This is a genomic window from Aquamicrobium segne (assembly GCF_042656785.1).
GTDB lineage: Bacteria > Pseudomonadota > Alphaproteobacteria > Rhizobiales > Rhizobiaceae > Mesorhizobium > Mesorhizobium segne.
This window is the reverse complement of record NZ_JBHSLL010000012.1, coordinates 107,550-131,057: the sequence shown is the minus strand read 5'-3', so window position 1 is coordinate 131,057 and position 23,508 is coordinate 107,550. Positions and strand designations below refer to the sequence as shown.

21 protein-coding genes are annotated in these 23,508 nt (G+C 56.1%); 8 read left to right on the top strand and 13 right to left on the bottom strand.

Translation table 11 applies throughout. The features are described 5' to 3' along the window. Positions 1 to 5: 5 nt before the first annotated feature. On the bottom strand, positions 6 to 1,817 hold the full coding sequence (gene lepA / locus ACFPLB_RS03760; protein WP_378227940.1) for a translation elongation factor 4: 1,812 nt from the start codon (positions 1,815 to 1,817) through the stop codon (positions 6 to 8). Between the two features lie 189 nt (positions 1,818 to 2,006). Here lepA and ACFPLB_RS03755 point away from each other — a divergent pair, with 189 nt between their 5' ends. The 3 genes from ACFPLB_RS03755 (at position 2,007) to mbfA (ending at position 5,146) form a co-directional block, all read left to right on the top strand. Then, positions 2,007 to 2,252, top strand: a complete 246-nt coding sequence (locus tag ACFPLB_RS03755) for a helix-turn-helix domain-containing protein (protein WP_378227939.1) — start codon at positions 2,007 to 2,009, stop codon at positions 2,250 to 2,252. A 54-nt stretch (positions 2,253 to 2,306) separates the two neighbouring features. Beyond that, positions 2,307 to 4,046: a SulP family inorganic anion transporter gene (locus ACFPLB_RS03750; RefSeq protein WP_378227937.1), complete on the top strand. Its 1,740-nt coding sequence runs from the start codon at positions 2,307 to 2,309 to the stop codon at positions 4,044 to 4,046. Between the two features lie 116 nt (positions 4,047 to 4,162). Continuing rightward, positions 4,163 to 5,146 carry an iron exporter MbfA gene (gene mbfA / locus ACFPLB_RS03745; protein ID WP_378227936.1) on the top strand — a complete coding sequence of 328 codons (984 nt, stop codon included), beginning with the start codon at positions 4,163 to 4,165 and terminating at the stop codon, positions 5,144 to 5,146. Positions 5,147 to 5,277: 131 nt separating this feature from the next. Here mbfA and cysK read toward each other — a convergent pair whose 3' ends face one another. Next, positions 5,278 to 6,258: a cysteine synthase A gene (gene cysK / locus ACFPLB_RS03740; RefSeq protein WP_378227935.1), complete on the bottom strand. Its 981-nt coding sequence runs from the start codon at positions 6,256 to 6,258 to the stop codon at positions 5,278 to 5,280. 298 nt (positions 6,259 to 6,556) lie between these two features. On the opposite strand from cysK, the gene ACFPLB_RS03735 reads away from it, so the two are divergent. Beyond that, positions 6,557 to 6,781 (top strand): aa3-type cytochrome c oxidase subunit IV, encoded by a 225-nt coding sequence (locus ACFPLB_RS03735; protein ID WP_378227934.1) that lies wholly within the window; start codon positions 6,557 to 6,559, stop codon positions 6,779 to 6,781. A gap of 53 nt (positions 6,782 to 6,834) precedes the next feature. Here the strand turns inward: ACFPLB_RS03735 and epmA are convergent, their stop codons facing one another. Further along, positions 6,835 to 7,911, bottom strand: coding sequence for an EF-P lysine aminoacylase EpmA (gene epmA / locus ACFPLB_RS03730; RefSeq protein WP_378227932.1), 1,077 nt, complete (start codon positions 7,909 to 7,911; stop codon positions 6,835 to 6,837). A gap of 109 nt (positions 7,912 to 8,020) precedes the next feature. Between epmA and efp the strand changes: the two genes are divergently transcribed. After that, entirely contained in the window at positions 8,021 to 8,623 is a 603-nt protein-coding gene (efp, locus tag ACFPLB_RS03725; protein ID WP_378227931.1) for an elongation factor P, read from the top strand. 10 nt (positions 8,624 to 8,633) lie between these two features. Beyond that, positions 8,634 to 9,419: a transporter substrate-binding domain-containing protein gene (locus tag ACFPLB_RS03720; RefSeq protein WP_378227929.1), complete on the top strand. Its 786-nt coding sequence runs from the start codon at positions 8,634 to 8,636 to the stop codon at positions 9,417 to 9,419. 21 nt (positions 9,420 to 9,440) lie between these two features. Here ACFPLB_RS03720 and gyrB read toward each other — a convergent pair whose 3' ends face one another. The 7 genes from gyrB to rph form a co-directional block, all read right to left on the bottom strand. Then, positions 9,441 to 11,918 carry a DNA topoisomerase (ATP-hydrolyzing) subunit B gene (gene gyrB, locus ACFPLB_RS03715; RefSeq protein ID WP_378227927.1) on the bottom strand — a complete coding sequence of 826 codons (2,478 nt, stop codon included), beginning with the start codon at positions 11,916 to 11,918 and terminating at the stop codon, positions 9,441 to 9,443. A 391-nt stretch (positions 11,919 to 12,309) separates the two neighbouring features. Beyond that, positions 12,310 to 12,894, bottom strand: coding sequence for an NADPH-dependent FMN reductase (locus ACFPLB_RS03710; RefSeq protein ID WP_378227926.1), 585 nt, complete (start codon positions 12,892 to 12,894; stop codon positions 12,310 to 12,312). 153 nt (positions 12,895 to 13,047) lie between these two features. Next, positions 13,048 to 13,419, bottom strand: a complete 372-nt coding sequence (locus tag ACFPLB_RS03705; protein WP_378227924.1) for a YraN family protein — start codon at positions 13,417 to 13,419, stop codon at positions 13,048 to 13,050. Continuing rightward, positions 13,412 to 14,323: a 16S rRNA (cytidine(1402)-2'-O)-methyltransferase gene (rsmI, locus tag ACFPLB_RS03700; protein WP_378227923.1), complete on the bottom strand. Its 912-nt coding sequence runs from the start codon at positions 14,321 to 14,323 to the stop codon at positions 13,412 to 13,414. The genes ACFPLB_RS03705 and rsmI overlap by 8 nt, the downstream gene beginning before the upstream one ends. Positions 14,324 to 14,376: 53 nt before the next feature. Next, entirely contained in the window at positions 14,377 to 15,534 is a 1,158-nt protein-coding gene (gene hemW, locus ACFPLB_RS03695) for a radical SAM family heme chaperone HemW (RefSeq protein ID WP_378227922.1), read from the bottom strand. Further along, complete coding sequence (gene rdgB / locus ACFPLB_RS03690) at positions 15,531 to 16,175, bottom strand: RdgB/HAM1 family non-canonical purine NTP pyrophosphatase (protein WP_378227921.1); 645 nt, start codon at positions 16,173 to 16,175, stop codon at positions 15,531 to 15,533. The genes hemW and rdgB overlap by 4 nt, the downstream gene beginning before the upstream one ends. 132 nt (positions 16,176 to 16,307) lie before the next feature. Then, positions 16,308 to 17,024: a ribonuclease PH gene (rph, locus tag ACFPLB_RS03685; RefSeq protein ID WP_378227920.1), complete on the bottom strand. Its 717-nt coding sequence runs from the start codon at positions 17,022 to 17,024 to the stop codon at positions 16,308 to 16,310. A gap of 170 nt (positions 17,025 to 17,194) precedes the next feature. Between rph and hrcA the strand changes: the two genes are divergently transcribed. Then, positions 17,195 to 18,247: a heat-inducible transcriptional repressor HrcA gene (gene hrcA, locus ACFPLB_RS03680; protein WP_378228381.1), complete on the top strand. Its 1,053-nt coding sequence runs from the start codon at positions 17,195 to 17,197 to the stop codon at positions 18,245 to 18,247. Positions 18,248 to 18,303: 56 nt separating this feature from the next. On the opposite strand, the gene ACFPLB_RS03675 is transcribed toward hrcA, so the two are convergent. Together ACFPLB_RS03675 and ACFPLB_RS03670 are read right to left on the bottom strand one after the other, a co-directional pair. Further along, positions 18,304 to 19,077 (bottom strand): N-acyl amino acid synthase FeeM domain-containing protein, encoded by a 774-nt coding sequence (locus tag ACFPLB_RS03675; protein ID WP_378227919.1) that lies wholly within the window; start codon positions 19,075 to 19,077, stop codon positions 18,304 to 18,306. A 93-nt stretch (positions 19,078 to 19,170) separates the two neighbouring features. Continuing rightward, positions 19,171 to 21,483, bottom strand: a complete 2,313-nt coding sequence (locus tag ACFPLB_RS03670) for a putative bifunctional diguanylate cyclase/phosphodiesterase (RefSeq protein WP_378227918.1) — start codon at positions 21,481 to 21,483, stop codon at positions 19,171 to 19,173. A gap of 261 nt (positions 21,484 to 21,744) precedes the next feature. Between ACFPLB_RS03670 and ACFPLB_RS03665 the strand changes: the two genes are divergently transcribed. Continuing rightward, complete coding sequence (locus tag ACFPLB_RS03665; RefSeq protein ID WP_378227917.1) at positions 21,745 to 22,518, top strand: gamma-glutamyl-gamma-aminobutyrate hydrolase family protein; 774 nt, start codon at positions 21,745 to 21,747, stop codon at positions 22,516 to 22,518. Between the two features lie 15 nt (positions 22,519 to 22,533). On the opposite strand, the gene ACFPLB_RS03660 is transcribed toward ACFPLB_RS03665, so the two are convergent. Further along, complete coding sequence (locus tag ACFPLB_RS03660) at positions 22,534 to 23,508, bottom strand: 2-hydroxyacid dehydrogenase (protein WP_378227916.1); 975 nt, start codon at positions 23,506 to 23,508, stop codon at positions 22,534 to 22,536.

Genomic DNA, 23,508 nt, shown 5'->3' with positions numbered 1-23,508 from the left:
CTTTTTTAGTCCCCCATCTTGAGCGCCTGAATGAAGGCTTCCTGCGGAATATCGACCTTGCCGAACTGGCGCATCCGCTTCTTGCCTTCCTTCTGCTTTTCCAGAAGTTTGCGCTTGCGGGTGGCGTCACCCCCATAACATTTGGCGGTCACGTCCTTGCGCAGGGCCGAGATCGTTTCACGCGCCACGATCCGCCCGCCAATGGCCGCCTGGATCGGAATCTTGAACATATGCTGCGGGATCAGATCCTTTAGCTTTTCACACATGACACGACCGCGCTTTTCAGCCGCACTGCGGTGAACCAGCATCGACAGCGCATCAACCGGCTCGTCATTGACGAGGATTGACATCTTGACCAGATCGCCCTCGCGGTAATCGGTGATGTGATAGTCGAAAGAGGCATAGCCCTTGGAGATCGACTTCAGCCGGTCGTAAAAATCGAACACCACCTCATTGAGCGGCAGATCATAAACCAGCATGGCACGCTTGCCGACATAGGAAAGATCAGCCTGGATGCCGCGCCTGTCCTGACACAGTTTTAGAATAGCCCCCAGATAATCATCCGGCGTCAGGATCGTTGCCCTGATCCAGGGCTCTTCAATATGAGCGATCTTGACTACATCGGGCATATCAGCCGGGTTGTGAAGCTCCTTGACCTCATCATTGTTCATCACCATGCGATAAACAACGCTGGGGGCCGTGGCAATCAGATCGAGATTGAACTCGCGCTCCAGCCGCTCCTGAATGATTTCCAGATGCAAAAGACCCAGAAAACCGCAGCGGAAGCCAAAGCCGAGGGCGGCAGACGTTTCCATTTCATAAGAAAACGACGCATCATTGAGGCGCAGCCTGCCAACGGCGGCGCGCAGATCCTCAAAATCGGCGGCATCAACGGGAAAAAGGCCGCAAAACACCACGGGTTGCGCCGGTTTGAAGCCCGGCAGCGGAGTTTCCGTCGGGCGTCGTTCTTCGGTGATGGTGTCGCCCACACGGGTATCGGCTACTTCCTTGATCGAGGCCGTGATGAAGCCGAATTCACCGGGGCCGATTTCATCAACATTTTCCATGCGCGGCGTAAAAATGCCGGTGCGCTCCACCGGATAGCGCGCGCCCGTGCCCATCATGCGGATGCTCTGGCCTTTTTTCAGCACGCCATCAATGACGCGCACCAGAACGATGACCCCCAGATAGGTGTCATACCAGCTATCGACCAGCATGGCCTTCAAGGGTTTAGTGCGGTCGCCCTCACGCGGTGGCGGCAGGCGCTCGACAATCGCCTCCAGCACATCTTCAATGCCGATGCCGGTCTTGGCCGAAATCATCACCGCATCGGAAGCATCAAGGCCAATCACATCCTCGACCTGTTCCTTGACGCGGTCAGGGTCAGCGGCCGGCAGGTCGATCTTGTTGAGAACCACGACGATTTCATGGTTGTTGTCGATAGCCTGATAGACATTGGCCAGCGTCTGCGCCTCAACGCCTTGCGAGGCATCGACAACCAGAAGCGAGCCTTCGCAGGCCGAAAGACTGCGCGAAACCTCATAGGCGAAGTCGACATGGCCGGGCGTGTCGATAAGGTTGAGAATATAAGTCTCGCCGTTTTTGGCCTTGTATTGCAGGCGCACAGTCTGCGCCTTGATGGTGATGCCGCGCTCTTTCTCGATATCCATATTATCGAGAACCTGCTCCTTGCCGGCCATTTCGCGCGCATCCATGCCGCCTGTCATCTGGATCAGACGGTCGGCCAGTGTGGATTTGCCATGGTCGATATGGGCGACGATGGAAAAATTACGAATGTGATCGAGAGGTGTGCTCATAAAAGCGGGCTTTATCAGGCGCACCGCAACTCGGCAAGCAGGGGCAGATGACAGCCATCTGTTTCCAGGCGGGCAAATGGATGGCCTATACGGCTCATATAAGGTTTGAAACATTCATGCTGATGCTTGAAACATCATTATAAAGGCATATTATATCAAATTGACAGCCCCCACAGAGAGACTGCAATCATGATGACAGCAGCACAGATGCGCGCCGCCCGCGCACTGGCAGGTCTTGACCAGAAAATGCTTGCCGAGCGCGCAGGCGTATCGCTGCCCACCATCCAGCGCATGGAAGCCAGTGACGGCGTGGTTCGCGGTGTGGTCGACACATTGATGAAAGTCATTCAGGCACTTGAGGAGGCCGGGGTGGAACTGATCGACGACAACCAGCCAAGCAGGCATGGCGGCAGGGGCGTGCGCCTCAAGCCATAAACACAGCCTGCCCCGCCAGCAGAGGTAACAAAGGCAATTTATAAGGCCCACCCCATGACAGAAAACAGCAGAGCAAGACCAGACTCAGCTTCAGCAGAGCCGACCTTTCGTGAGCTTTTTACCCCCAAGCTGATCACCGTTTTGCGCGAAGGCTATGATCTGTCGCGTTTCAAGGCCGACGCCATTGCAGGCCTGACTGTCGCCATTGTGGCGCTGCCCCTGTCGATGGCCATTGCCATTGCCTCCGGTGTCGGGCCGGAAAAGGGCCTGTTTACCGCCATTATCGGCGGCTTCCTCATCTCGCTGCTGGGTGGCAGCCGCTTCCAGATCGGTGGCCCGGCAGGTGCTTTCATCATTTTGGTGGCAGCAACGGTCAGCAGGCAAGGTGTTGATGGCCTTATTCTGGCAACGCTTTTATCAGGTGTGATGCTGGCTGTTGCAGGCTGGCTGCGGCTTGGCACCTACATCAAATTCATTCCCTATCCCGTCACGGTCGGCTTTACCGCCGGTATTGCCATCATCATTTTCGCCAGTCAGCTCACCGATCTTTTCGGGCTGACGCTTTCCCAGCAAGAGCCGGGCGATCTGATCCCCAAGCTTAAGATGCTGTTGTCTGTGGCCCCCACCGTCAATCCTGCTGCGGTCATGATCGCCGTCTTGACCATCGGCATAATTGTCGGGCTGAAACGCTGGCGGCCCTCATGGCCGGGCATGCTGATTGCAGTGACACTGGCCTCGATCATGGCAGGCGGATTTTCCGTTGAAACCATCGGCACCCGTTTTGGCGGCATTCCCTCCATGCTGCCTGCCCCGGCGCTACCCGCTATGAGTATGGCAAAAGTCTGGGCCGTCTTGCCTGACGCTGTCGCCTTTACCCTGCTTGGCGCGATCGAATCCCTGCTTTCAGCCGTGGTGGCCGATGGCATGACCGGCCGGCGCCATCGCTCCAATTGCGAATTGGTGGCGCAAGGTGCGGCCAATATCGGTTCGGCCCTGTTTGGCGGCATTTGCGTGACCGGCACCATTGCGCGTACCGCCACCAATGTTCGCGCTGGTGCGCATGGGCCAGTAGCAGGCATGTTGCACGCCTTATTCCTGCTTGCCTTCATGCTGCTGGCCGCTCCTCTTGCCAGCTATATTCCGCTGGCCGCCCTGGCCGGTGTGCTGGCTGTCGTGGCATGGAACATGATCGAGCGCCCGGCCTTCAAGGCGCTGATCCTTTCCTCGCGCGGCGATGCGGCTGTTTTGCTCATCACCTTTGCGCTGGTCGTTTTCCGCGACCTGACCACCGGCATTGTCGTCGGCTTTGCGCTTGGGTCGCTGCTGTTTATCGGGCGGATGGCCAAAGCCATCGAGATCAATGCCGAGGCCCCGTTAGTGGCCGATGATGTGGCCGACGACAGCAATGGCGGGCGCACCGCCTATGACGTAGAGACTGCCACCGATCCCGATATTGTTGTCTATCGCATTTCAGGCGCTTTTTTCTTTGGTGCTGCGGCGACAGTCGGGTCGGTGCTGGATCGCATTGCCGAGACGCCCAAAATCTTCATTCTGGATTGTTCAGCCATACCGCTGATGGATTCGACCGCCGCCAATGTGCTGGAAAGCGTTGCCCATAAGGCAGCGAGACAAGGTGTGTTGTTCTATATTGCCGGAGCCTCGCCCAAAATGCGCAAACTGCTGACCACCCACGGCGTCAAGCCGCCGCTGGCACATTACCGCGCCACAGTTGCCTCTGCAAAAACCCATGCCCGGGCACAATCGCGACAACAGGAGCAGCAAGCAGCACAGTGAAAAGGCTTAGAGCCAGATCATCCTTTTTGTGAAATCCCGGATCGTCTTTTTGCAAAATCATTGACAGTTTTTCTCCCAAAACATACATTAGAATTATTCTAATGTAGGAAGTTTTCATGCTGTCGCGCGTTTTTGGCTTTGGCCGCCGCCCCTTCTCCTCACTTTCCGAACAGGAAATCCTCGCACTTGCCATTTCTTCAGAAGAAGACGATGCGCGCATCTATCGTGCCTATGCAGAAGGGCTGGCTGCCGACTTTCCCCATTCAGCAAAACTGTTTGAAGAAATGGCAGCCGAAGAAGACGGCCACCGCGCAGCCTTGATCGAAAAACACCGCCAGCGTTTTGGCGAATATATTCCGTTGATCCGGCGCGAGCATGTTTCCGGCTACTATGAGCGCAAGCCCGACTGGCTGGTGCGCCCGCTCGGTCTGGAAAAAGTACGTGCGCAAGCAGCCCTGATGGAGCGTCAGGCCTATGCCTTTTATAGCGAGGCAGCCAAGCGCACCACGGACGCCTCAACCCGCAAGCTGCTGGGCGATCTTGCTGCAATCGAACAAAGCCATGAAAAACTGGCGCACAATCTGGAACGCCAGCATGTTTCGGGCGAGGCCCGCGATGAAGAGGCCGAAATTGAGCGGCGGCAATTCATCCTCACCTATGTGCAGCCTGGTCTGGCCGGGCTGATGGATGGCTCTGTCTCGACACTTGCGCCGATCTTTGCCGCAGCCTTCGCCACGCATGACACATGGCAGACCTTTCTTGTCGGTCTTGCCGCCTCGCTTGGCGCTGGTATTTCCATGGGCTTTACCGAGGCTGCCTCCGACGATGGCAGGCTTTCAGGGCGCGGCTCGCCGATCAAGCGCGGCTTTGCCTCCGGCATCATGACGACGCTCGGCGGTCTTGGGCATGCCCTGCCCTATCTGATTACAGATTTTTGGACGGCGACAACGGTGGCTATCATCATCGTGTTTTTTGAATTATGGGCCATCGCCTATATTCAAAACCGCTATATGGACACGCCCTTCCTGCGCGCTGCTTTTCAGGTGGTGCTGGGAGGAGCGCTTGTCTTTGCCGCAGGGGTGCTGATCGGCAACGCCTGAACCCGCTGCCGATCTTTCAAGAATTTTACTTAGAGCGCCGTGCGTCCAATTGGACGCACAAAGGACGCTCTAACACTTTGAATGAGCATCGGAATAATCCGAAAATCGATTCCACTTTTCGGTCCGATGCTCTAAACGCCCAGCCCTTCAAACAACACTGTCGACAAATAGCGCTCGGCAAAGGAAGGAATGACGACAACCAGCGTCTTGCCGGCATTTTCAGGACGTGAGCCAACCACCACAGCCGCCTGCAAGGCAGCGCCCGCAGAAATACCCACCGGCACACCTTCCAGCCGCGCCACCAGACGGGCATTGGCAATGGCGTCCTCATTGGAAACTGTCACCACCTCGTCATAGACGTCAGTATCGAGCACTTTGGGTGCAAAACCGGCGCCAATACCTTGAATCTTGTGCGGGCCGGGCGCACCACCTGAAAGCACCGGCGAAGTATCCGGCTCCACCGCCACCACCTGCACGGATGCTTTTCGGCTCTTCAAAACCTGCCCGACACCGGTGATGGTGCCCCCCGTACCGATGCCGGAAATAAAAATATCCACATCACCATCAGTATCATTCCAGACTTCTTCAGCGGTCGTGCTGCGATGAATTTCAGGATTGGCAAAATTCTCAAACTGCTGGGGAATGACAGCATCAGGAATGGAAGCAGCCAGTTCATCAGCCTTGGCAATGGCGCCCTTCATGCCTTTTGCACCTTCCGTCAGCACCAGTTCGGCACCCAGCAGGCTCAACATCTTGCGCCGCTCCGCCGACATGGTTTCAGGCATGGTCAGGATCAGCCGATAGCCCTTGGCGGCAGCCACAAAGGCCAGCGCAATACCGGTATTGCCCGATGTCGGCTCAATCAGTGTGGATTTGCCGGGCGTGATCTTGCCCTGCGCTTCCAGCGCCTCGATCATGGCCACGCCGATCCGATCCTTGACCGAGGCCAGCGGATTGAAAAATTCCAGCTTGGCAACGAGTTTGGCGCCAATGTTTTTTTCCGCTGCAAAACGATCAAGGCGCACCAGCGGCGTATTGCCGATGGTTTGGGTAATGGAATCATAGATACGGCCACGGCCGGGATTTTTGGGGGAAATTTCTGCCTTGGTCATGGAACTCGCTTTCACCGGGTTTATGGTTCCGGGCTATGGTGCCCATATATCCTTCTGCACAGATAGGGTGTACTCCCCCAATATCCGAGCAATTTTTTTATCCAAATCCATCCACGTTAAAGAAATATTTTTACGACATCTCTATAAGAGAGAAAATTATTTCCAACGGAGAAAATGCAAGCCTCATTCTTGACAGCAATATTGACAGGGATGGCAGTATCCGTGCGGCAACAGCACCATTGCCCTTGATGCCTATTTTCGATATGTGCCGGTAAGACAAATTCGGAGGGGACTTCCCATGGCTGATCATCCGCCCACAGGTCCGGTGGAACTTGGCGCCCAGATGGACTATGCTGAGCACGAGAAAACCTACAACCTGTTCACCAAGCTGACAAAATATTCCACGCTGATCTGCATCGCGATCCTGATCGGCATGGCCTTTGGTTTTTTTGTCGGCGGCACGGTTTCCGGCTTTATTGTTGCCGTTCTTGCCTTTATCGGCAGCGCCTATCTTCTACGCTGACTCTGTTTTAGAGCCTGTCTCCCGAACCGGGAACCGGTTTCGAGAGACAGGCTTTATCCCCAGCGCCCGGCCACCGGTGTCCAGATCACATCCTCGATACGGTTTGCGCCCGCCGCCAGCATCACCAGACGGTCAAAACCCAGCGCAATGCCGCTGGCGTCGAGCATGATGGCGAGCGCCGACAAAAACTCCTCATCGATCGGATAGCGCTCGCCATAGATGCGCTCTTTCTCATCCATATCCGCCTCAAAGCGCTGTCGCTGCTCAACCGGGTCTGTCAATTCGCCAAAACCATTGGCAAGCTCCACCCCGCAGCAATAAAGCTCAAACCGCTCAGCCACGCGCGCATCATGGGCGGCAGGCCGGGCCAGGGCTGCTTCGACAATCGGATACTCACACAGGAAAGTCGCTCGTCCCTGCCCCAGTTGCGGCTCGACACATTCCACCATGACCCGGCTGTAAAGATCAGACCATGTATCGTCTGGCGCCGTGCGCAACCCCGCCCCCACCAGCGCCTCATGCAGCGCGTCACGGTCGGTGCTGCCATCTTGAGCCACACTCGCCAGCAGATCAATGCCGGCATACTGCTCAAAAGCCTGCGCTACGGTGATACGCTCCGGCACGGCATAAGGATCGGCTTCGCGATTGCGAAAGGTAAATTTATCAACGCCAGCCTGTTGGGCCGCCAGCGCCAGAAGATATGTGCAATCTTCCATTAAAACCTCATAGGGTTCTCCCGCCCGATACCATTCAAGCATGGTGAATTCAGGATGGTGCAGCGCAGAGCGTTCCCGGTTGCGATAGACGCTGCCAAGTGAAAAAATACGTTCTTCACCCGCCGCCAGCAGCTTCTTGCAGGCAAATTCCGGCGATGTGTGCAGATAGAATGGCTGTCTGGAACCATCCGGCTTGATTTCCTCAGTTGCAAAAGCCGCCAGATGCGTTTCATTGCCCGGTGAGATTTGCAAGGCAGCAGCTTCCACCTCGATAAAATCCTGCTCACCAAAGAATACGCGTATTGCTGCTGCGATACGATTGCGCAGCAAAAGGCGCGGACGGCGGTCGGCATGAACATGCGACGTCCACCATGGCGAGGCTTCAAGCCTTGCAGTTTTCTTATTTCCGGACATGTTTTTTCCTTGAAACCGGCAGCATTTTTTAAAAGACACGACCCCAGATTCTTCAAGTCACTGGCGATTTATGCTCTTATAGGGTAAAGCGCCCTTATGGCCGCCATAGATGTTTGGCCGCAACACGATTTTAGAAAGCAGACTTGTGAAAGTAATCGCCAGTTCCCTGCGTAAAGGCAATGTCGTCGAAAAGGACGGCAAGCTTTACGTGATCTTATCCGCCGAGAACATTCATCCGGGCAAGGGCACCCCTGTCACCCAGCTCGACATGCGCCGCATTTCAGATGGTGTCAAAATCTCCGAACGCTATCGCACCACCGAGCAGGTTGAGCGCGCCCATGTCGAGGACCGCGAGCACACCTTCCTCTATGCCGATGGCGAAGGTTTTCATTTCATGAACCCGGAAAGCTATGATCAGCTTGCCGTGTCGGAAGATGTCATCGGTGACAGCGCCCCTTATCTCCAGGAAGGCATGTCGGTCACATTGTCAGTCCATGATGGCGTTGGCATTGCGCTCGAACTGCCGCAGCGCGCCATCTATGAGGTGGTTGAGACCGAGCCTGTCACCAAGGGCCAGACTGCCTCATCCTCTTATAAGCCCGCCATCCTGTCCAATGGCGTCAAGACCGGCGTTCCGCCCCATATCACGGTCGGCACCCGCATTGTGGTGCACACCGCAGACGGCTCTTACGTGGAACGTGCAAAAGACTGACCGCTTCTTCATGAGCCTCATGAAAGCTGCCGCCATTGCCCTTGCCCTCCTGCTTGCAGGAGGGACAGCCAGCGGCCAGCAACACTTGCAAAAACCGGCATTACGCATGGCTGTGGAAGGCGCTTACGCTCCTTTCAATGCGCTCGGGCCCGACGGCAGGCTGCACGGCTTCGACATCGATTTTGGCGAAGAACTGTGCAAACGCCTGCATCGCGACTGCCAATGGAGCGTCGTGCAATGGGACGGGCTGATCCCGGCCCTTCAATCGGGCAAGGTCGATATTGTGATGTCGTCGATGACCATCACACCGGAACGGCGCACGCAGGTCCGTTTTTCCAAACCCTATTATTTTTCCTATGGGCTGATGATTGCACCCAAAGGCAGCGATCTGCATTTTACGCCGCAAAGCCTTGGAAACCGTGCTATCGGGGTGCAGGCCTCCACAACGCATGAACATTGGCTGCATGAGCGTTTTGGCCCGGAAGTGGATATCCACGCCTACCCATCCAGTGATGAGATGTTTCTCGATTTCAGCAATGGCAGGCTGGATGCGATCTTTGCTGAATCGGTGGCGCTGTTTCCCTGGATGGAGCAAAATGGCGGCCAAAAAGCCTTTGCCCAGATCGGGCCAGATATTACCGATCCGGCACTTGGCACCGAAATGGGCATTGCTGTTGCTCAAGACAATGAAGCGCTTGGCCAGGCAATCAACGACGCCATCGATGAGATTGTCAATGACGGCACCTTCGATAAAATCGAACGCACCTATTTCAAGACGTTAAATCTCAGGCCGTAATCACCGCCCGAAAAAACGGCATCAAATGTCGAGATTGGCGACACTGAGCGCATTGTCCTGAATGAATTCGCGGCGCGGCTCCACCTCGTCGCCCATCAGCCGTGCAAACAGCTCATCGGCGCCGGAAGCGTCATTGACCTTGACCTGCAACAGCGAACGCACATTCGGGTCCAGCGTGGTTTCCCAAAGCTGCTCGGCATTCATTTCACCAAGCCCCTTGTAGCGCTGCATGGTCAGCCCCCGGCGGCCAATGGCAAACACCGCCTCAAGCAGCGCCAGCGGGCTGGAAAGCGTCTGGCTGCCTTCCCGGCGGCGCAGCACCGGCGGCTGGGCATAGACTTCGGCAAGGCGTGTGCTCAACCGGTCAAGCTGGAGCGCATCAGCCGAATTGATCAGCGCTGCATCCAGATGCACCACTTCACGCACACCGCGCACTGTACGCTCAAACGAATAGCCGCCCTGTCCCTCATTGGAGCGCGAGACAGAACCTGTCCAGCCACGCTCGGTATCTTCGGCAATCATGTCGAGACGTTCAGCAATACGCTCGGCCATGGCGTTTGCCTGGCCAGGATCTGCCAGAATCTCCGGGTTAAGGCCACCGGCAATGGCTGCCTGCTCCACCACTTCATGGCTGTAGCGCGTGTGCAGACCGTTCAGCAATTGGCGCACCGCCAGCGCTTCTTCCAAAACAGCGCGCAGATCAGGGCCGGAGCGCACTTCACCCGAGCCAAGCGTTAGTGAAGCATCATCAAGTCCGGTGGTGATGAGATAATCCTCAAAGGCTGCCTCATCCTTCAGATATTGCGAGCTTTTACCACGTGTCACCTTATAGAGCGGCGGCTGGGCGATATAGAGATGGCCGCGCTCGATCAATTCCGGCATCTGCCGGAAGAAGAAGGTCAACAGCAAGGTGCGGATATGCGCGCCGTCAACGTCAGCATCGGTCATGATGATGATTTTATGATAGCGCAGCTTGTCCGGGTTGAACTCATCCTTGCCGATCGACGTGCCAAGCGCCGTGATCAGCGTGCCGATCATGTCGGATGACAGCATGCGGTCAAAGCGTGCGCGTTCCACATTCAGGATTTTACCACGCAGCGGCAAAATGGCCTGATTCTTGCGGTCGCGCCCGCCCTTGGCCGAGCCACCGGCAGAATCACCCTCGACGATGAACAGTTCAGACTTGGCCGGATCGCGTTCCTGACAGTCCGCCAGCTTGCCGGGCAAGGAGGTGATGTCAAGCACGCCCTTGCGCCGTGTCAATTCACGCGCCCGACGCGCAGCCTCACGCGCGGCGGCGGCCTCAACCACTTTGCCAACAAGAATTTTGGCCTCAGCCGGGTGTTCTTCCAGCCAGGCGCCCAGCGCCTCATTGACCAGCCCCTCAACCACCGGACGCACTTCCGAAGACACCAGCTTGTCCTTGGTCTGTGAAGAAAATTTCGGGTCCGGCACTTTTACGGAAAGCACAGCCGTCAGGCCCTCACGGCAATCATCGCCAGTCAGTGAGACCTTTTCCTTTTTTGAAATGCCGCTCTTGTCCGCATAGCCGGTGATCTGGCGCGTCAGCGCGCCACGAAAACCGGCCAGATGGGTGCCGCCATCGCGCTGGCCGATATTGTTGGTAAAGCACAGCACATTTTCGTGATAGCTTTCATTCCACCACATCGCCACTTCAACGGTAATACCGTCGCGCTCGGAGCGGATGGCAATCGGCTTTTCGATCAGCGGCTTCTTGGCCCGGTCGAGAAATTTGACGAATTCTTCCAGCCCGCCATCATAATGCAGCTCCTGCTGTTTCACATCCGCATGACGGTTATCGGTAAGAACAATGCGCACGCCCGAATTCAAGAAGGCAAGCTCGCGCAAGCGATGCTCAAGCGTTGCATAATCGAAATCGATCACGCCCTTGAAAGTGTCGGGCGACGGCAGGAAACTGACTGTCGTGCCGCTGCGGCCTTCATAAACGCCCGGCGCATTTGTCGTTTCATACTCACCGATCACGGCAAGCGGCGCATCGGCCGTGCCATGCGAAAATTTCAACTCATGTATCTTGCCATTGCGGCGAATATTGAGTTTCAGCCAGACAGACAAGGCATTGACCACGGAAACGCCAACCCCGTGCAGACCGCCGGAGACCTTGTAGGAATTCTGGTCGAATTTTCCGCCCGCATGAAGCTGGGTCATGATCACTTCGGCTGCCGAAACCCCTTCACTGGGGTGCAGATCGGTGGGAATGCCGCGGCCATTATCGGAAACAGAGCAGGACCCATCGGCATTGAGCGTTACCGATACCAGATCGGCATGACCGGCCAGCGCCTCATCAATGGCATTATCCACCGTCTCATAGACCATGTGATGCAGGCCTGAACCATCGTCGGTATCGCCGATATACATGCCCGGCCGTTTGCGAACGGCATCCAGACCCTTCAAAACCTTGATGGAATCGGCACCATATTCGATCGGTGCGGCGGCCTGATTGTCGGTCGTTTCGCTCATGAAATACTTTCGTTTCTCTGTCGCGGTTGCAGGCGTGCAAGATCGTATCGAATCGAGCGCCCGCTGATCCTCCCAATATAGGCGTTCCAGAGGGTTTTTCCAAGTTTTCCAAGGGCTTTGTACCTAAAGCGTGTCGCAATCTTTCAGATTCACGTAACCCGCTTTAAGTTTTTGTTTTTACGCATGTCTTTATCTCGAAACTGGTTTCCAGTTCGAGAGACAGGCTTTAAAGCATTTTGCAGCCAGACGATTTTATCCGGCTGCAAATGCTCTGCTAGAGCGCCGTGCGTCCAATCGGACGCACAAAGGACGCTCTAACACTTTGAATGAGCATCGGAATAATCCGAAAACCGATTCCACTTTTCGGTCCGATGCTCTAGCCAGTCAGGCTTCAGGCGGCGGCAGCAATTGCCTCAGGGCGAAGCGCCTTGAGCGCGCCAGTCCAGCGGTGCAATTCATCCAGCATGGTGGTTGCACCATTGGTGATCAGTTCATTGGGCTGGAATGCGTCATCGACAAGGAATTGTGGAAAGCCCGGAACCGGCACACCTTCGGGGATCGGCACCACCTTGACCGTATTGAGCAGCGTCTTGGCTGATTCCACAGCGCGCAAGCCACCTGAAACCCCACCATAAGACAGGAAACCGGCTGGCTTGTAATTCCACTCATTCGACAGATAGGTGATGGCATTTACCAGCGGTGCGGGAATAAAATAATTATATTCCGGCGTCACGAAAACAAACGCATCACCCGCAGCAGTCAGTTGCGCCCACTGCCTGGTATGGGCATTCTCATACTGGCCAAGGCGCGGATGTTTCGGCTCGTCAAACAGCGGCAGATCAAGCTCGGCCAGATCGACCAGAACCGGCTCAAACTTGCCATGCTCGCGGGTAAAGTCAGCAAACCATTTTGCAAAGATCGGCCCTACCCGACCCGGTCGTGTGCTGCCGATGATGATGTTAAGCTTATATGTCACTGTCAAAAATTCCTGTTATGCGATCATGAAAACGATCTTCAAGAAATGGGATTTCAGCACTCGCCGGACAAGAGAAGATTTCTCATGGGCTCAGCTTCAATTGGTGACAGTGCGTTCACTTTTCATGGACAATGGCGCTCAAAACCGCAAAAATCACCGCCCGTAAAATATATTTTTTACATGTACCGGCCAGCGCCAGGGCAACACAGCCACCATGTCAAATCGCACGGAAAGCCGGGCATGATCTGGCTGGCGCGACAGCCAGATATCGGCTGTTGCTTCAATGCGGCGCTGCGACTGGTACGAAATCGCCTCCATTGCCGCAAGCAGCGAGCGCCGCGCCTTGACCTCGACAATCAGCACCAGATCGCCACGCCGGGCAATCAGGTCGATCTCACCTGATTTTGTGCGATAGCGACGCTCCAGAATGCGAAACCCCTTTGCCATCAAGGCCAGTCCCGCCAGCCATTCACTACGCTGACCGTGGCGGTGGGCCTTGCGGCGGCGCGATATGCTGTCAGCCACCGCCGCTTTCCTTCAGGCCAAGCAAACGCCGGTAAAGGTCAGGCTTGGGTTGACCGGTCATCCGCGCGGCCTCTGCTGCTGCCTTGGAAGCGGGCATTTCAACAGAAAGAGCCATTAAAAGCGCATCAATATCAGCAGGCACCGCCTCTTCTTCTATTGGCGGCCCCACACAGATCACCACCTCGCCCTTGGGCGCATCAGCCTGTGCATAATGGGTTGCCAGTTCCTGCAAGGAGCCATGACGGGCTTCTTCAAAAGCCTTGGTCAATTCCCGGCACACAGCAGCCTTGCGCGCTGCCCCCAACACCTCAACCATGCTGGCAAGAGTTTGCGCCACCCGGCGCGGCGATTCAAAAAAGATCAGCGTTGCCGCAACCCCGCGCCATTGCTCCAGCCGGCTTTGCCGCTGACCGGCTTTGACCGGCAAAAAGCCTGCAAATAAAAACGCATCCGAAGGCAGGCCCGAAATGGTCAGCGCAGCAAGGGCGGCAGATGGCCCCGGCACCGGCACAACTCGTAAACCGCGCTCCAGCGCTTCACCCGCCAGCCGGTAGCCGGGATCGGAAACCAATGGCGTTCCGGCATCTGAAATCAGCGCCACGCTTTTGCCCGCCTCCAGCGCCTCGATCAGTTTTGGACCGGCCTCTGCTGCATTATGCTCATGATAGGCGGTGGTGCGGCGGCGAATGCCATAACGCTCCAGCAAGATGCGCGACACACGTGTATCTTCGCAGACCAGCACATCGGCTGCCGCCAGCGTTTCCAGCGCGCGAATGGTGATGTCACGCAAGTTACCGATCGGTGTCGCTACCAGATAAAGTGCCGGTTCCAGCACCTGCACCGGAAATTCAGCCTGCCCGATCAGGAAGGAGCGTTTGTGCTGCTGGGTTACGTGTTTTTCCATCACAGTCCTGTGGCATGGATCAGCCGCTATTGCAAAATCAGGGCAAAACTGGCTCAGGACGCCAGTGCGGCCACCAGAGAATTGAGCACGATCATCCCGGCAGGTGTGGCGCGCAGGCGTGAATTGCCAACCGGCTCAACAAGCCCCTCTTCTTGCAAAATGGCAAGCTGGCGTGCTGGCAATATGCGCTCCGACAGCGCCTCAAACCGGGCAATATCAATGCCCTCAACCAGCCGCAGCCCCATCATTAAAAACTCGTCGGCCTCTTCTTCACGGGCCAGGCGCTCACCATCGACAACGCCATGCCCCCGGCTTTCAACCAGCCCGGCCCATGTCTCCGGATGGCGCTCTGTCATCGTCACCACCCGTGTGCCCTCTTCGACAAAGCGGCCATGAGCGCCGGGACCAATTCCGACATATTCACCATAGCGCCAATAGACCAGATTATGGCGGCTTTCCGCACCGGGGCGGGCATGGTTTGACACTTCATAGGCAGGCAGGCCCCGTGCGGACGTCACGCCTTGCGTCAACTGATAAAGATCAGCCGATAAATCTGCCTCCGGCATTATAAATTTTCCGGCACTGTGCAGCCTGTGAAAAGCCGTGCCTTCCTCAATGGTCAGTTGGTAGAGCGACAAATGATCGGCGGCATGGCCGATGGCCTCATCAAGCTCTTTTTCCCATGCTTCCAGCGTCTGGCCGGGACGTGCATAGATCAGGTCAAAAGACAGACGCGGAAAAATTTCACGCGCCAGCTTGATAGCATGAAGGGCCTCCGACACATCATGCAGGCGCCCTAAAAAGCGCAAATCAGCATCGTTGAGCGCCTGCACGCCCAGCGACACACGATTGACGCCCGCCGCCCGATAGCCGCGAAAACGCTCCGCCTCAACCGAAGACGGATTGGCCTCCATCGTTATTTCAATATCGGGCAGCACCGACCAGTTGCGCGCCACCTCATTCAATATGGCATCAACGGTGGCAGGCTCCATCAGCGAGGGTGTGCCGCCGCCAATGAAGATGGAGGTAACTTCGCGTGCTCCGGTGCGCGCCCGCATCCACGCCATTTCAGCGGCGAAGGCGCGCACATAGCGCTGCTGATCTATCTTCTGGTGCCGCACATGGCTGTTGAAGTCACAATAAGGGCATTTGGCCGCGCAAAACGGCCAGTGCAGATAGATCCCAAAACCGGGTGAACGATCGAGCCTCACGCCACTCCCAATCTTGCACGGGCAAATTTCTGGAACGCACGGGCGCGGTGTGACAAGGCTTCAGCATCCCCCGGCTTCCAGCCATGTTTTTGCTGCGCCGTCATTTCACCAAAGGTTAGTGCATGGCCATCGGGCAAAAAGGCCGGATCATAGCCAAAGCCAAGCTCACCACGCGGCGGCCACACCATCCGGCCCTCGACTTCACCGCGATAATATTCCGCCTCACCATTGGCAAAGGCAAGGCAGATCACCGCAACAAAACGCCCGCTGCGCTGTTGTGGCTCAATCGCGCCTGCCTCTTGCAAGGCCGCTTCCGCCTTTTCCATGGCCATGACAAAATCGCGTTTGCCGCCCTCAATCTCAGCCCAATTCGCGGTATAAACACCCGGATCGCCATTCAGCGCGTCAATGCACAGGCCTGAATCGTCAGAAAGTGCAGGCAGGCCCGTCGCCTTTGCCGCCGCAAACGCCTTGATATAGGCATTTTCTTCAAAAGTCGTGCCGGTTTCCTCCGGCTCAGGCAGACCAAATTCACGCGCAGATCTTGCCTCAAAGCCAAACGGGGCCATCAGGTCGGCAAATTCGCGCAGCTTGCCCTCATTATGGCTGGCGACAATAATCTTCTTGTCCAAAGGTTGCATGGCAGGGCCTTTAAAAGCATCGAACCCAAAAGTCTTGGAACATGATGATTTTCTTGAACCATCATGCTTCAAATCTTTGTTTATACGCATGATCTTGTCTGAAAAGTCTGCAACTTTTCTAGGATCATGCTCTCAAGCAACCGCCAGCCTCTGCAATTCCACCAGCCGGGAAATACCGCTGCGGGCAAGGCCCAACAATTCTGCAAAATCAGCTTCAGAAAAAGGCTCGCCTTCGGCCGTACCCTGAATTTCAACAATGCCGCCCTTGCCGGTCATGACAAAATTGGCATCGGTTCCGGCAGCAGAATCTTCCAGATAATCCAGGTCGATCACCGGCGCACCATTATAGAGGCCACAGGAAATAGCTGCGACATGATCTTTCAAAACGCGCTGCACACTCACCATCTGGCGCGCCTCCATCCAGCTCAGGCAATCATGCAGCGCAATCCAGGCGCCGGTAATGGCCGCCGTGCGTGTGCCCCCATCAGCCTGCAACACATCGCAGTCAATGGTGATCTGCCGCTCACCCAGCGCCTGCATATCAACGACAGCGCGCAAGGAACGGCCAATCAGACGCTGGATTTCCTGTGTGCGGCCACCCTGCTTGCCTGCCGCTGCTTCACGGCGCATCCGCTCACCCGTCGAGCGCGGCAACATTCCATATTCAGCCGTCACCCAGCCCTTGCCGGAATTGCGCATCCAGCCCGGCACTTTTTCCTCAAGGCTTGCCGTGCACAACACATGCGTGTCACCAAATTTGACGAGACAGGAGCCTTCGGCATGTCTGGAAAAGCCACGCTCAAAAGAGATGGAGCGCATTTCATCGGGCTGGCGTTTGGAAGGGCGCATATTGGTCTTTCTAAAAAAGTGTGCAGGTTTTGAAGCGGCTTGTAGCCTCCGCAGCCCCGATGCGCAAAGGAAAAGGGCAGCTTGCACTGGTGGTGAACCCATCTATATCCTTGTCACAGAGGTTTTTTCAGATGACAAAACACAGTTCGTCGCCAACATCACCGCAGGCCATGTCGCAATGGCAATCGCTGGATGCACGCTCACGTGATATTTTCCGGCGCATTGTCGATTCTTACCTGCATGATGGCGATCCGGTGGGGTCGCGCAGCCTGTCGCGCATTCTGCCAGCCTCGCTTTCACCTGCCACGATCCGCAATGTGATGAGCGACCTGGAGCATCTGGGCCTGATCTATGCGCCCCATGTTTCGGCCGGACGGCTGCCCACACAAGCGGGTTTGCGCTTCTTTGTCGATGCCTTCATGGAAATCGGCGATCTGGGCGATGAGGAACGCCGCAGCATCGAAACCCAGATCAAGGCCTCGGGCCAGGACAATTCACTTGAACATATTTTGACCGAAGCCAGCCAGTTGCTGTCTGGTGTCTCGCGTGGGGCCGGGCTGGTGCTGACCGCCAAGAGCGAGGCAGCCCTCAAACATATCGAATTCATCCAGCTTGACCCCGACAAGGCGCTGACCGTGCTGGTGTCGCGCAATGGCGATGTTGAAAACCGCATCATCGACCTGCCGGAGGGAGTGACCGCCTCACAACTGCATGAGGCGTCCAATTTCCTTAATGCCCATATACGCGGTCGCACTCTGGCTGAAGCCAAGACAGAAATTGCCCGCATCAAGGAAGAAACACGCGCTGCCCTCGATACTTTATCGCAGGATCTGGTAGAAAAAGGACTGGCGGTGTGGGCGGGTACCGAAAGCGATCTGCCTTCGCGGCTGATTGTGCGGGGACGGGCAAATCTGCTGGAAAACATCACCGCGCAAGCCGATATGGAACTGCTCAAGAACCTGTTTGACGATCTGGAAACACAGGATGGGCTTTTACAACTGCTCGACCTTGCCGAGGAAGGACCGGGGGTGCGTATTTTCATCGGCTCGGAAAACAAGCTGTTTTCGCTGTCCGGCTCCTCGGTGGTCGTTGCCCCTTACCGGGATGCGCAAGCCCGCATTGTCGGCGCACTTGGCGTCATTGGCCCGACGCGGCTCAACTATGCCCGTATCGTTCCCATGGTCGATTATACGGCGCAGATCGTCTCACGCCTGCTGCGTTAAAGCATTTTGTAAGTACAGATGGCACCATCTGACGTCGCACAAATGCGGTTAAAATCTCAACTCGCATCGCCCAGATAACGGGCGCTGGGCAGAATGGTCAAAGGCTGCAATTCCCCCTCTGCCATCGGCGCAAAAAGCAGCCGCCGCTCCCACTGGGTGGAGCGGAAGAAAGGAAAGCGCGTATAGAAGCGGTCGCGATTGGCAAGGGCGTTGGTGCGAAACAGCATGACCTTGTTGAACACGCCCGGATAGGCGCGCGCTTCGCTGATCTGCTGTGAATAATAGACACGCTTGTAAAAACCGGCATGGTCTTCACGCACGGTCGACAGGCCATAAGGGGCATTGAAATACTCGCAAGCCATGCCCGCCAGCCGCAGCGTCACATAAACCAGTTGCGGGTAAATGCGCGTCCATTCCGGGTCTGAAGCCAGTCGGCTCATGCACACGAACGTGTCACCCGCCTCCAGCATCGGCATCACAATATCGCCAAATGCCTGCACAGAAGGCGAGAACGGGGTTTCCAGCGTCACGTGATGGATGCGCATGGTGGAGATCAGGTTTTGATCTACATAGACACCAAATCTGTAGACATTGGGCGTCTCATCCAGCGCGTCACTGATGATATGCGTATCAGCATCAGGAACCATGTCATTGAAGCGGTAAGCCTTGTAACGCAGGCGATAAATATCCTCCAGATCCTCGCCCCGGTCGCAGCGGCGATATTCAGAGCGGTTGAGAAGTTCAAAAACCTTGTCGGAAAAACCTGAACTGGCTGGGCCCGACCTTAGCTGCCTTGTATCCGCACTCAGCTTCAATTGCCGGATTGCCATCAACTTACCTGTGTTCGAGCGCACTCATAAGGTAAGCGTAGAAGCACACATGTAAAATTTTAATTAAATAACACCGAAGCCACAAGCAAAGTCTCAACTTAATGTCGCGCCAGAGGCAATGACCGTATCATGCGCAAAAGGCCAGCGCGTGGTTGACATGGTTTCAATGCCTGAAGCGCTCAAGGCGGCGCCAAACAAAAACCCCTGAACAAGGTCAGGATCGATATGCTGCGACAGGGTGCGAAGCTGCTCGAATGTTTCAACACCTTCAATCGTCACCGTCAGCCCCAGTGAACGCGACAGGGACACAATGCCTTTAAGCAGTTCCAGCGAGCGTGAGCTTTGGGTCACATCCGACAGGAAGGAACGGTCAATCTTGACCTTGTCGAGCGGCAGCTTGTGCAGATAGCTCAGGCTGGAATAGCCGGTGCCGAAATCATCAAGCGCAATGCGCACACCCAGCAATTTCAAATCTTTAAGAATCTGGCCTGTTTCCGACTTGTCATCCAAAAGAGCTGTTTCAGTCACCTCCACTTCAAGGCGATGCGGGGCAAGCCCCGCTGCGTCGAGCGCATCACGAACCTTGTCAACCACCTCTCGATTGCGAAAGTCCTTGGCCGACAGATTGACCGAAACACTCGTATGTTCGGGCCATCTTGCACATTCGATACAGGCGGCATTCAGCATAAAGGTGCTGATCTGCGAAATAATCCCCATCTCTTCCGCCAGCGGAATGAAAATACCCGGCGAGATCGGCCCGAACTCTGGATGATCCCAGCGGCAGAGCGCCTCACAACCGGCAATACGCATCGTGGTCATGGCGACGATAGGCTGGTAAACAATACGCAATGTGCCGGTTTCAACGGCGTTGCGCAGGTCCATCTTCATTTTCTGGCGGTCGCGGAAAGCATCGTCCATCGAAGATTCAAAAAGCTGCCAGCCATTCTTGCCCAGATCCTTGGCCTTGTAGAGCGCCAGATCGGCCTTGACGATCATATCATCGACCTCACTCATGCCGACCCGGCAAAGAACAGCCCCCGCACTCACCTGAATGCGCAGCAAATGGCCCGCAACATCAACATCGCCCTGCAGCCCGGCAAAAACTTCATCCATCAAGCGGGCAAGATGATCCTCACCCTTCACATGATCGAAAAACAGCATGAACTCATCGCCACCAAAGCGACCAACCTTGACACCGGGAGCAACAAAAAGGGCAAGCCGTTCAGCCACGGCATAGATCAGTCCATCGCCCACCGGATGGCCGACCATATCATTGACACTCTTGAAATCATCAAGATCGACAATGACAAGGGCGCAATAACGGGTCTGATCCCCGCTGTTTAGACTTTCACCCACCAGTTCGTGAAAATAAGCACGGTTGAGCAGGCCGGTAAGGCTGTCATAACGGGCCATGAAGCGAATATGCTCTTCGGTTTGAACGCGTGCACTCACATCCTCAAATGTGATGACCCCGAGTTCCTGACTGCCTTCGCGCGCGGAAAATTCATAATGCTGCCCATTGGAAAATCCGACCAGAACCTTGCCGCCCCGGCCTTCGCGCAAGGCTTTTGTCAATTTCTTTTCGATAAATTCGCAATCCTTGCGCGTCAGCATCCCGCTCACCACGCCGCGCATGAGCAGCGAGCGCACCGTGCGCCCAAGCAGGTCATCGGGAGAGTTAAACGACATCAGACGGGCCGCTTCGGCATTGGCCACCACCACCTTGCCCTCCGGATCGAGCATGACAAGCCCGTGCGGCATGGTGTTGAGCGCCCGATTGAAGCGCTGCGCCAGGCGACTGGCCAGCTTTTCAGCCGAGATGGCTGAAAACAGCACATCCCGCACCGTGTCGGCATAACGGTGAATGGCCAGCAGAAATGGACCCGACAACAGGCCCAGCGTCACATGGTAAAAATCGCCACGCAAAATGAAACCCAGCGCCATTGGACCGGCCAGCATCAGGATGAGGATATTGACCATGCGCGGCGAGCCATAATTGCGACCGGCAATGCCGGTTGCAGTCGCCAGAACAATACAGACCGCTGCAATCTCGGAAAAGGCGTCCTGCGCGGAATAGATGGCGACGAGGCAGAAGGTTCCCAGCACAAGGCCATGCATCGAACCATAGATAATATAATGGTTTTCGCGGCTGCGCGCCTCCTCGCGGTTCTTGATAGCCGGCAAGGCGCAGTAATGGCGCATATTGAGAACACGCACCACGCCGACAAACGCCAATACGACTGCCAGCATCAGAAAGAGCGTGTCTCCAGACTTGGCCCAGACCAGCGCCATCAGCGCTGTTTGCGCCGAAATTCCGATGGCAAGCGTAAAAGCGTCGCGGAACAATGTCTCCACGAACGGAATATAAACGTCGTCAGGCAGTTCTTTTTTTTTGGTCGTGGTCACATCCGGCACTCACCCCACGCCGCCAAGGATGACATCATCGCCTTAAGAAAACTTTTAAAGCATTTTTTCGCCAGATGGAAACCTCTGACGCAAGTACAAAATGGCCCTCCACGTCTGGGCGCGCAACAGCATTCTGTCATGACCGGCTTTCGTCCACAGATGCCCAGCTTTCTTCTACCGAAATAAAGTGGGCATGGCATATGCGCCAAAAATCTCCTATTCAAAGGAAGATAATTCTCAGCCATGTACCGGACCTTGCAGATGACGCAGCCCTTGATCGCCGTCTCCACAGACGTGAAAGAATTTGAAAACTACATCTGGCACGCAGCCCCCCAACAATATCTGGAAGCGGTGCTCAATGGCGCCGGAGCACTGCCCGTCATGCTGCCTTCATTGGGAGAGCGTCTCGATCTAGACGCCTTGCTGTCAGCGGTTGATGGCGTGATGCTGACCGGCTCCAGATCAAATGTCCATCCCGCCCTTTATGGTGGCGATGCTGGCGAGGAAAACGGCCCCTATGACATTGCTCGTGATTCCACCACCATGCCGCTGATCCGAAAGACGATCGAGCGCGGTGTACCGCTGCTGGCCATTTGCCGGGGCATTCAGGAACTCAATGTCGCCCTTGGCGGCACGCTGGCCACAGAAATTCAGGAACAAGAGGGCAATCTCGATCACCGCGCTCCGGTCAGTGACAATCAAGATGAGCGTTTCGCCATCCGCCAGACTGTGACAGTCAAGCCCGGAACCTGTCTTGCCAGCGTGTTTGGCACAGGCACTATTGATGTCAACTCCGTGCACCGGCAGGCCACCGGGCGTCTGGCGCCCGGCCTTCAGATCGAGGCGCTGGCCGAGGACGGAACGGTGGAAGCCGTTTCGGTCAAGGAGGCAAAAGCCTTTGCAGTGGGTGTGCAATGGCACCCCGAATACTGGCTGAAATCCGACACTGCATCGCAAAAGCTGTTTACGGCATTCGGTGATGCCGTGCGCCAACACGCGGCTGCAAAGCAGGCAAACCGCAACGCGGCGGAATAGGCTGTAAAACCAGCGCTATCTTGCCTTTACATGTGCGGTTTCCGGCACTGGCGTCAGCGCTTTTTTCTCGACAAACCACGAAACGAGATTATCCACGCATAAATCGGCCATGGCGCGGCGTGTGCGCACCGATGCCGAAGCAATATGCGGCAGAAGCACTGTATTAGGGGCGCCAAGCAGCACCTGCGGCACATGCGGTTCATCGGCAAACACATCAAGACCGGCAGCCGCAATCGTGCCATCCTCCAAAGCTGCTGCCAATGCCTCTTCATCAACAGTGCTGCCGCGCCCCGTATTGATCAACACACCTTCAGGGCCAAGCGCCTTCAGGATGCGGGCATTGATCGCCTTTTGCGTTTCCGCACCGCCAGGCGCAATGCACACCAGCGTATCAACGGCTTTGGCAAGCCCTTCCAGGGTCGGATGATAGGCATAAGATATATCGGCCACCGGCCTGCGATTGTGATAGGCAATCGGCACGTCAAATGCCTCCAGCCGCCTTGCCACCGCCCGACCGATCCGGCCAAGGCCGAAAATGCCAATGCTGCGACCGCGCAGGCTCAGCGGGCTGTAGCGATAGGCGCCCTGCCCGCCCCATCTGCCCTGCCGCAACCAGGCTTCAGCCTTTGGAATTTCGCGCAAAACGGCCAAAAGCAGCCCCACTGTCAGATCGGCCGCTTCCTCGGTCAGCACATCAGGCGTGTTGGTCACCATAATGTTTTTGGAAGCTGCATGAACAGCATCAACCGAATCATAACCGACACCAAAATTGGCAATGATTTCAAGATTGGGAAACGCATCGATCAGGGCTGCATCAACATTACCGAAGGCCGTCAGTCCCCGCACGGCGGCAATATCCTCATCAGAAAGCAGCGACGGGTCCGGGCGTTCAATTGTGACAAGACGAAAAGCCTTGTCGATACGCGCCACCACATGCTCATGCACTTTTCCTGAAACCAGAATGGTGGCGGGCCCGGTTGTATCAGTCAT

Excerpts from the sequence above, each read along its gene's own strand:
- lepA (WP_378227940.1), bottom strand. The coding sequence starts at position 1,817 with ATGAGCACACCTCTCGATCACATTCGTAATTTTTCCATCGTCGCCCAT.
- ACFPLB_RS03755 (WP_378227939.1), top strand. The coding sequence starts at position 2,007 with ATGATGACAGCAGCACAGATGCGCGCCGCCCGCGCACTGGCAGGTCTT.
- ACFPLB_RS03750 (WP_378227937.1), top strand. The coding sequence starts at position 2,307 with ATGACAGAAAACAGCAGAGCAAGACCAGACTCAGCTTCAGCAGAGCCG.
- mbfA (WP_378227936.1), top strand. The coding sequence starts at position 4,163 with ATGCTGTCGCGCGTTTTTGGCTTTGGCCGCCGCCCCTTCTCCTCACTT.
- cysK (WP_378227935.1), bottom strand. The coding sequence starts at position 6,258 with ATGACCAAGGCAGAAATTTCCCCCAAAAATCCCGGCCGTGGCCGTATC.
- ACFPLB_RS03735 (WP_378227934.1), top strand. The coding sequence starts at position 6,557 with ATGGCTGATCATCCGCCCACAGGTCCGGTGGAACTTGGCGCCCAGATG.
- epmA (WP_378227932.1), bottom strand. The coding sequence starts at position 7,911 with ATGTCCGGAAATAAGAAAACTGCAAGGCTTGAAGCCTCGCCATGGTGG.
- efp (WP_378227931.1), top strand. The coding sequence starts at position 8,021 with ATGTTTGGCCGCAACACGATTTTAGAAAGCAGACTTGTGAAAGTAATC.
- ACFPLB_RS03720 (WP_378227929.1), top strand. The coding sequence starts at position 8,634 with ATGAGCCTCATGAAAGCTGCCGCCATTGCCCTTGCCCTCCTGCTTGCA.
- gyrB (WP_378227927.1), bottom strand. The coding sequence starts at position 11,918 with ATGAGCGAAACGACCGACAATCAGGCCGCCGCACCGATCGAATATGGT.
- rsmI (WP_378227923.1), bottom strand. The coding sequence starts at position 14,323 with ATGGAAAAACACGTAACCCAGCAGCACAAACGCTCCTTCCTGATCGGG.
- rdgB (WP_378227921.1), bottom strand. The coding sequence starts at position 16,175 with ATGCAACCTTTGGACAAGAAGATTATTGTCGCCAGCCATAATGAGGGC.
- rph (WP_378227920.1), bottom strand. The coding sequence starts at position 17,024 with ATGCGCCCTTCCAAACGCCAGCCCGATGAAATGCGCTCCATCTCTTTT.
- hrcA (WP_378228381.1), top strand. The coding sequence starts at position 17,195 with ATGTCGCAATGGCAATCGCTGGATGCACGCTCACGTGATATTTTCCGG.
- ACFPLB_RS03675 (WP_378227919.1), bottom strand. The coding sequence starts at position 19,077 with ATGGCAATCCGGCAATTGAAGCTGAGTGCGGATACAAGGCAGCTAAGG.
- ACFPLB_RS03665 (WP_378227917.1), top strand. The coding sequence starts at position 21,745 with ATGACGCAGCCCTTGATCGCCGTCTCCACAGACGTGAAAGAATTTGAA.
- ACFPLB_RS03660 (WP_378227916.1), bottom strand. The coding sequence starts at position 23,508 with ATGACTGATACAACCGGGCCCGCCACCATTCTGGTTTCAGGAAAAGTG.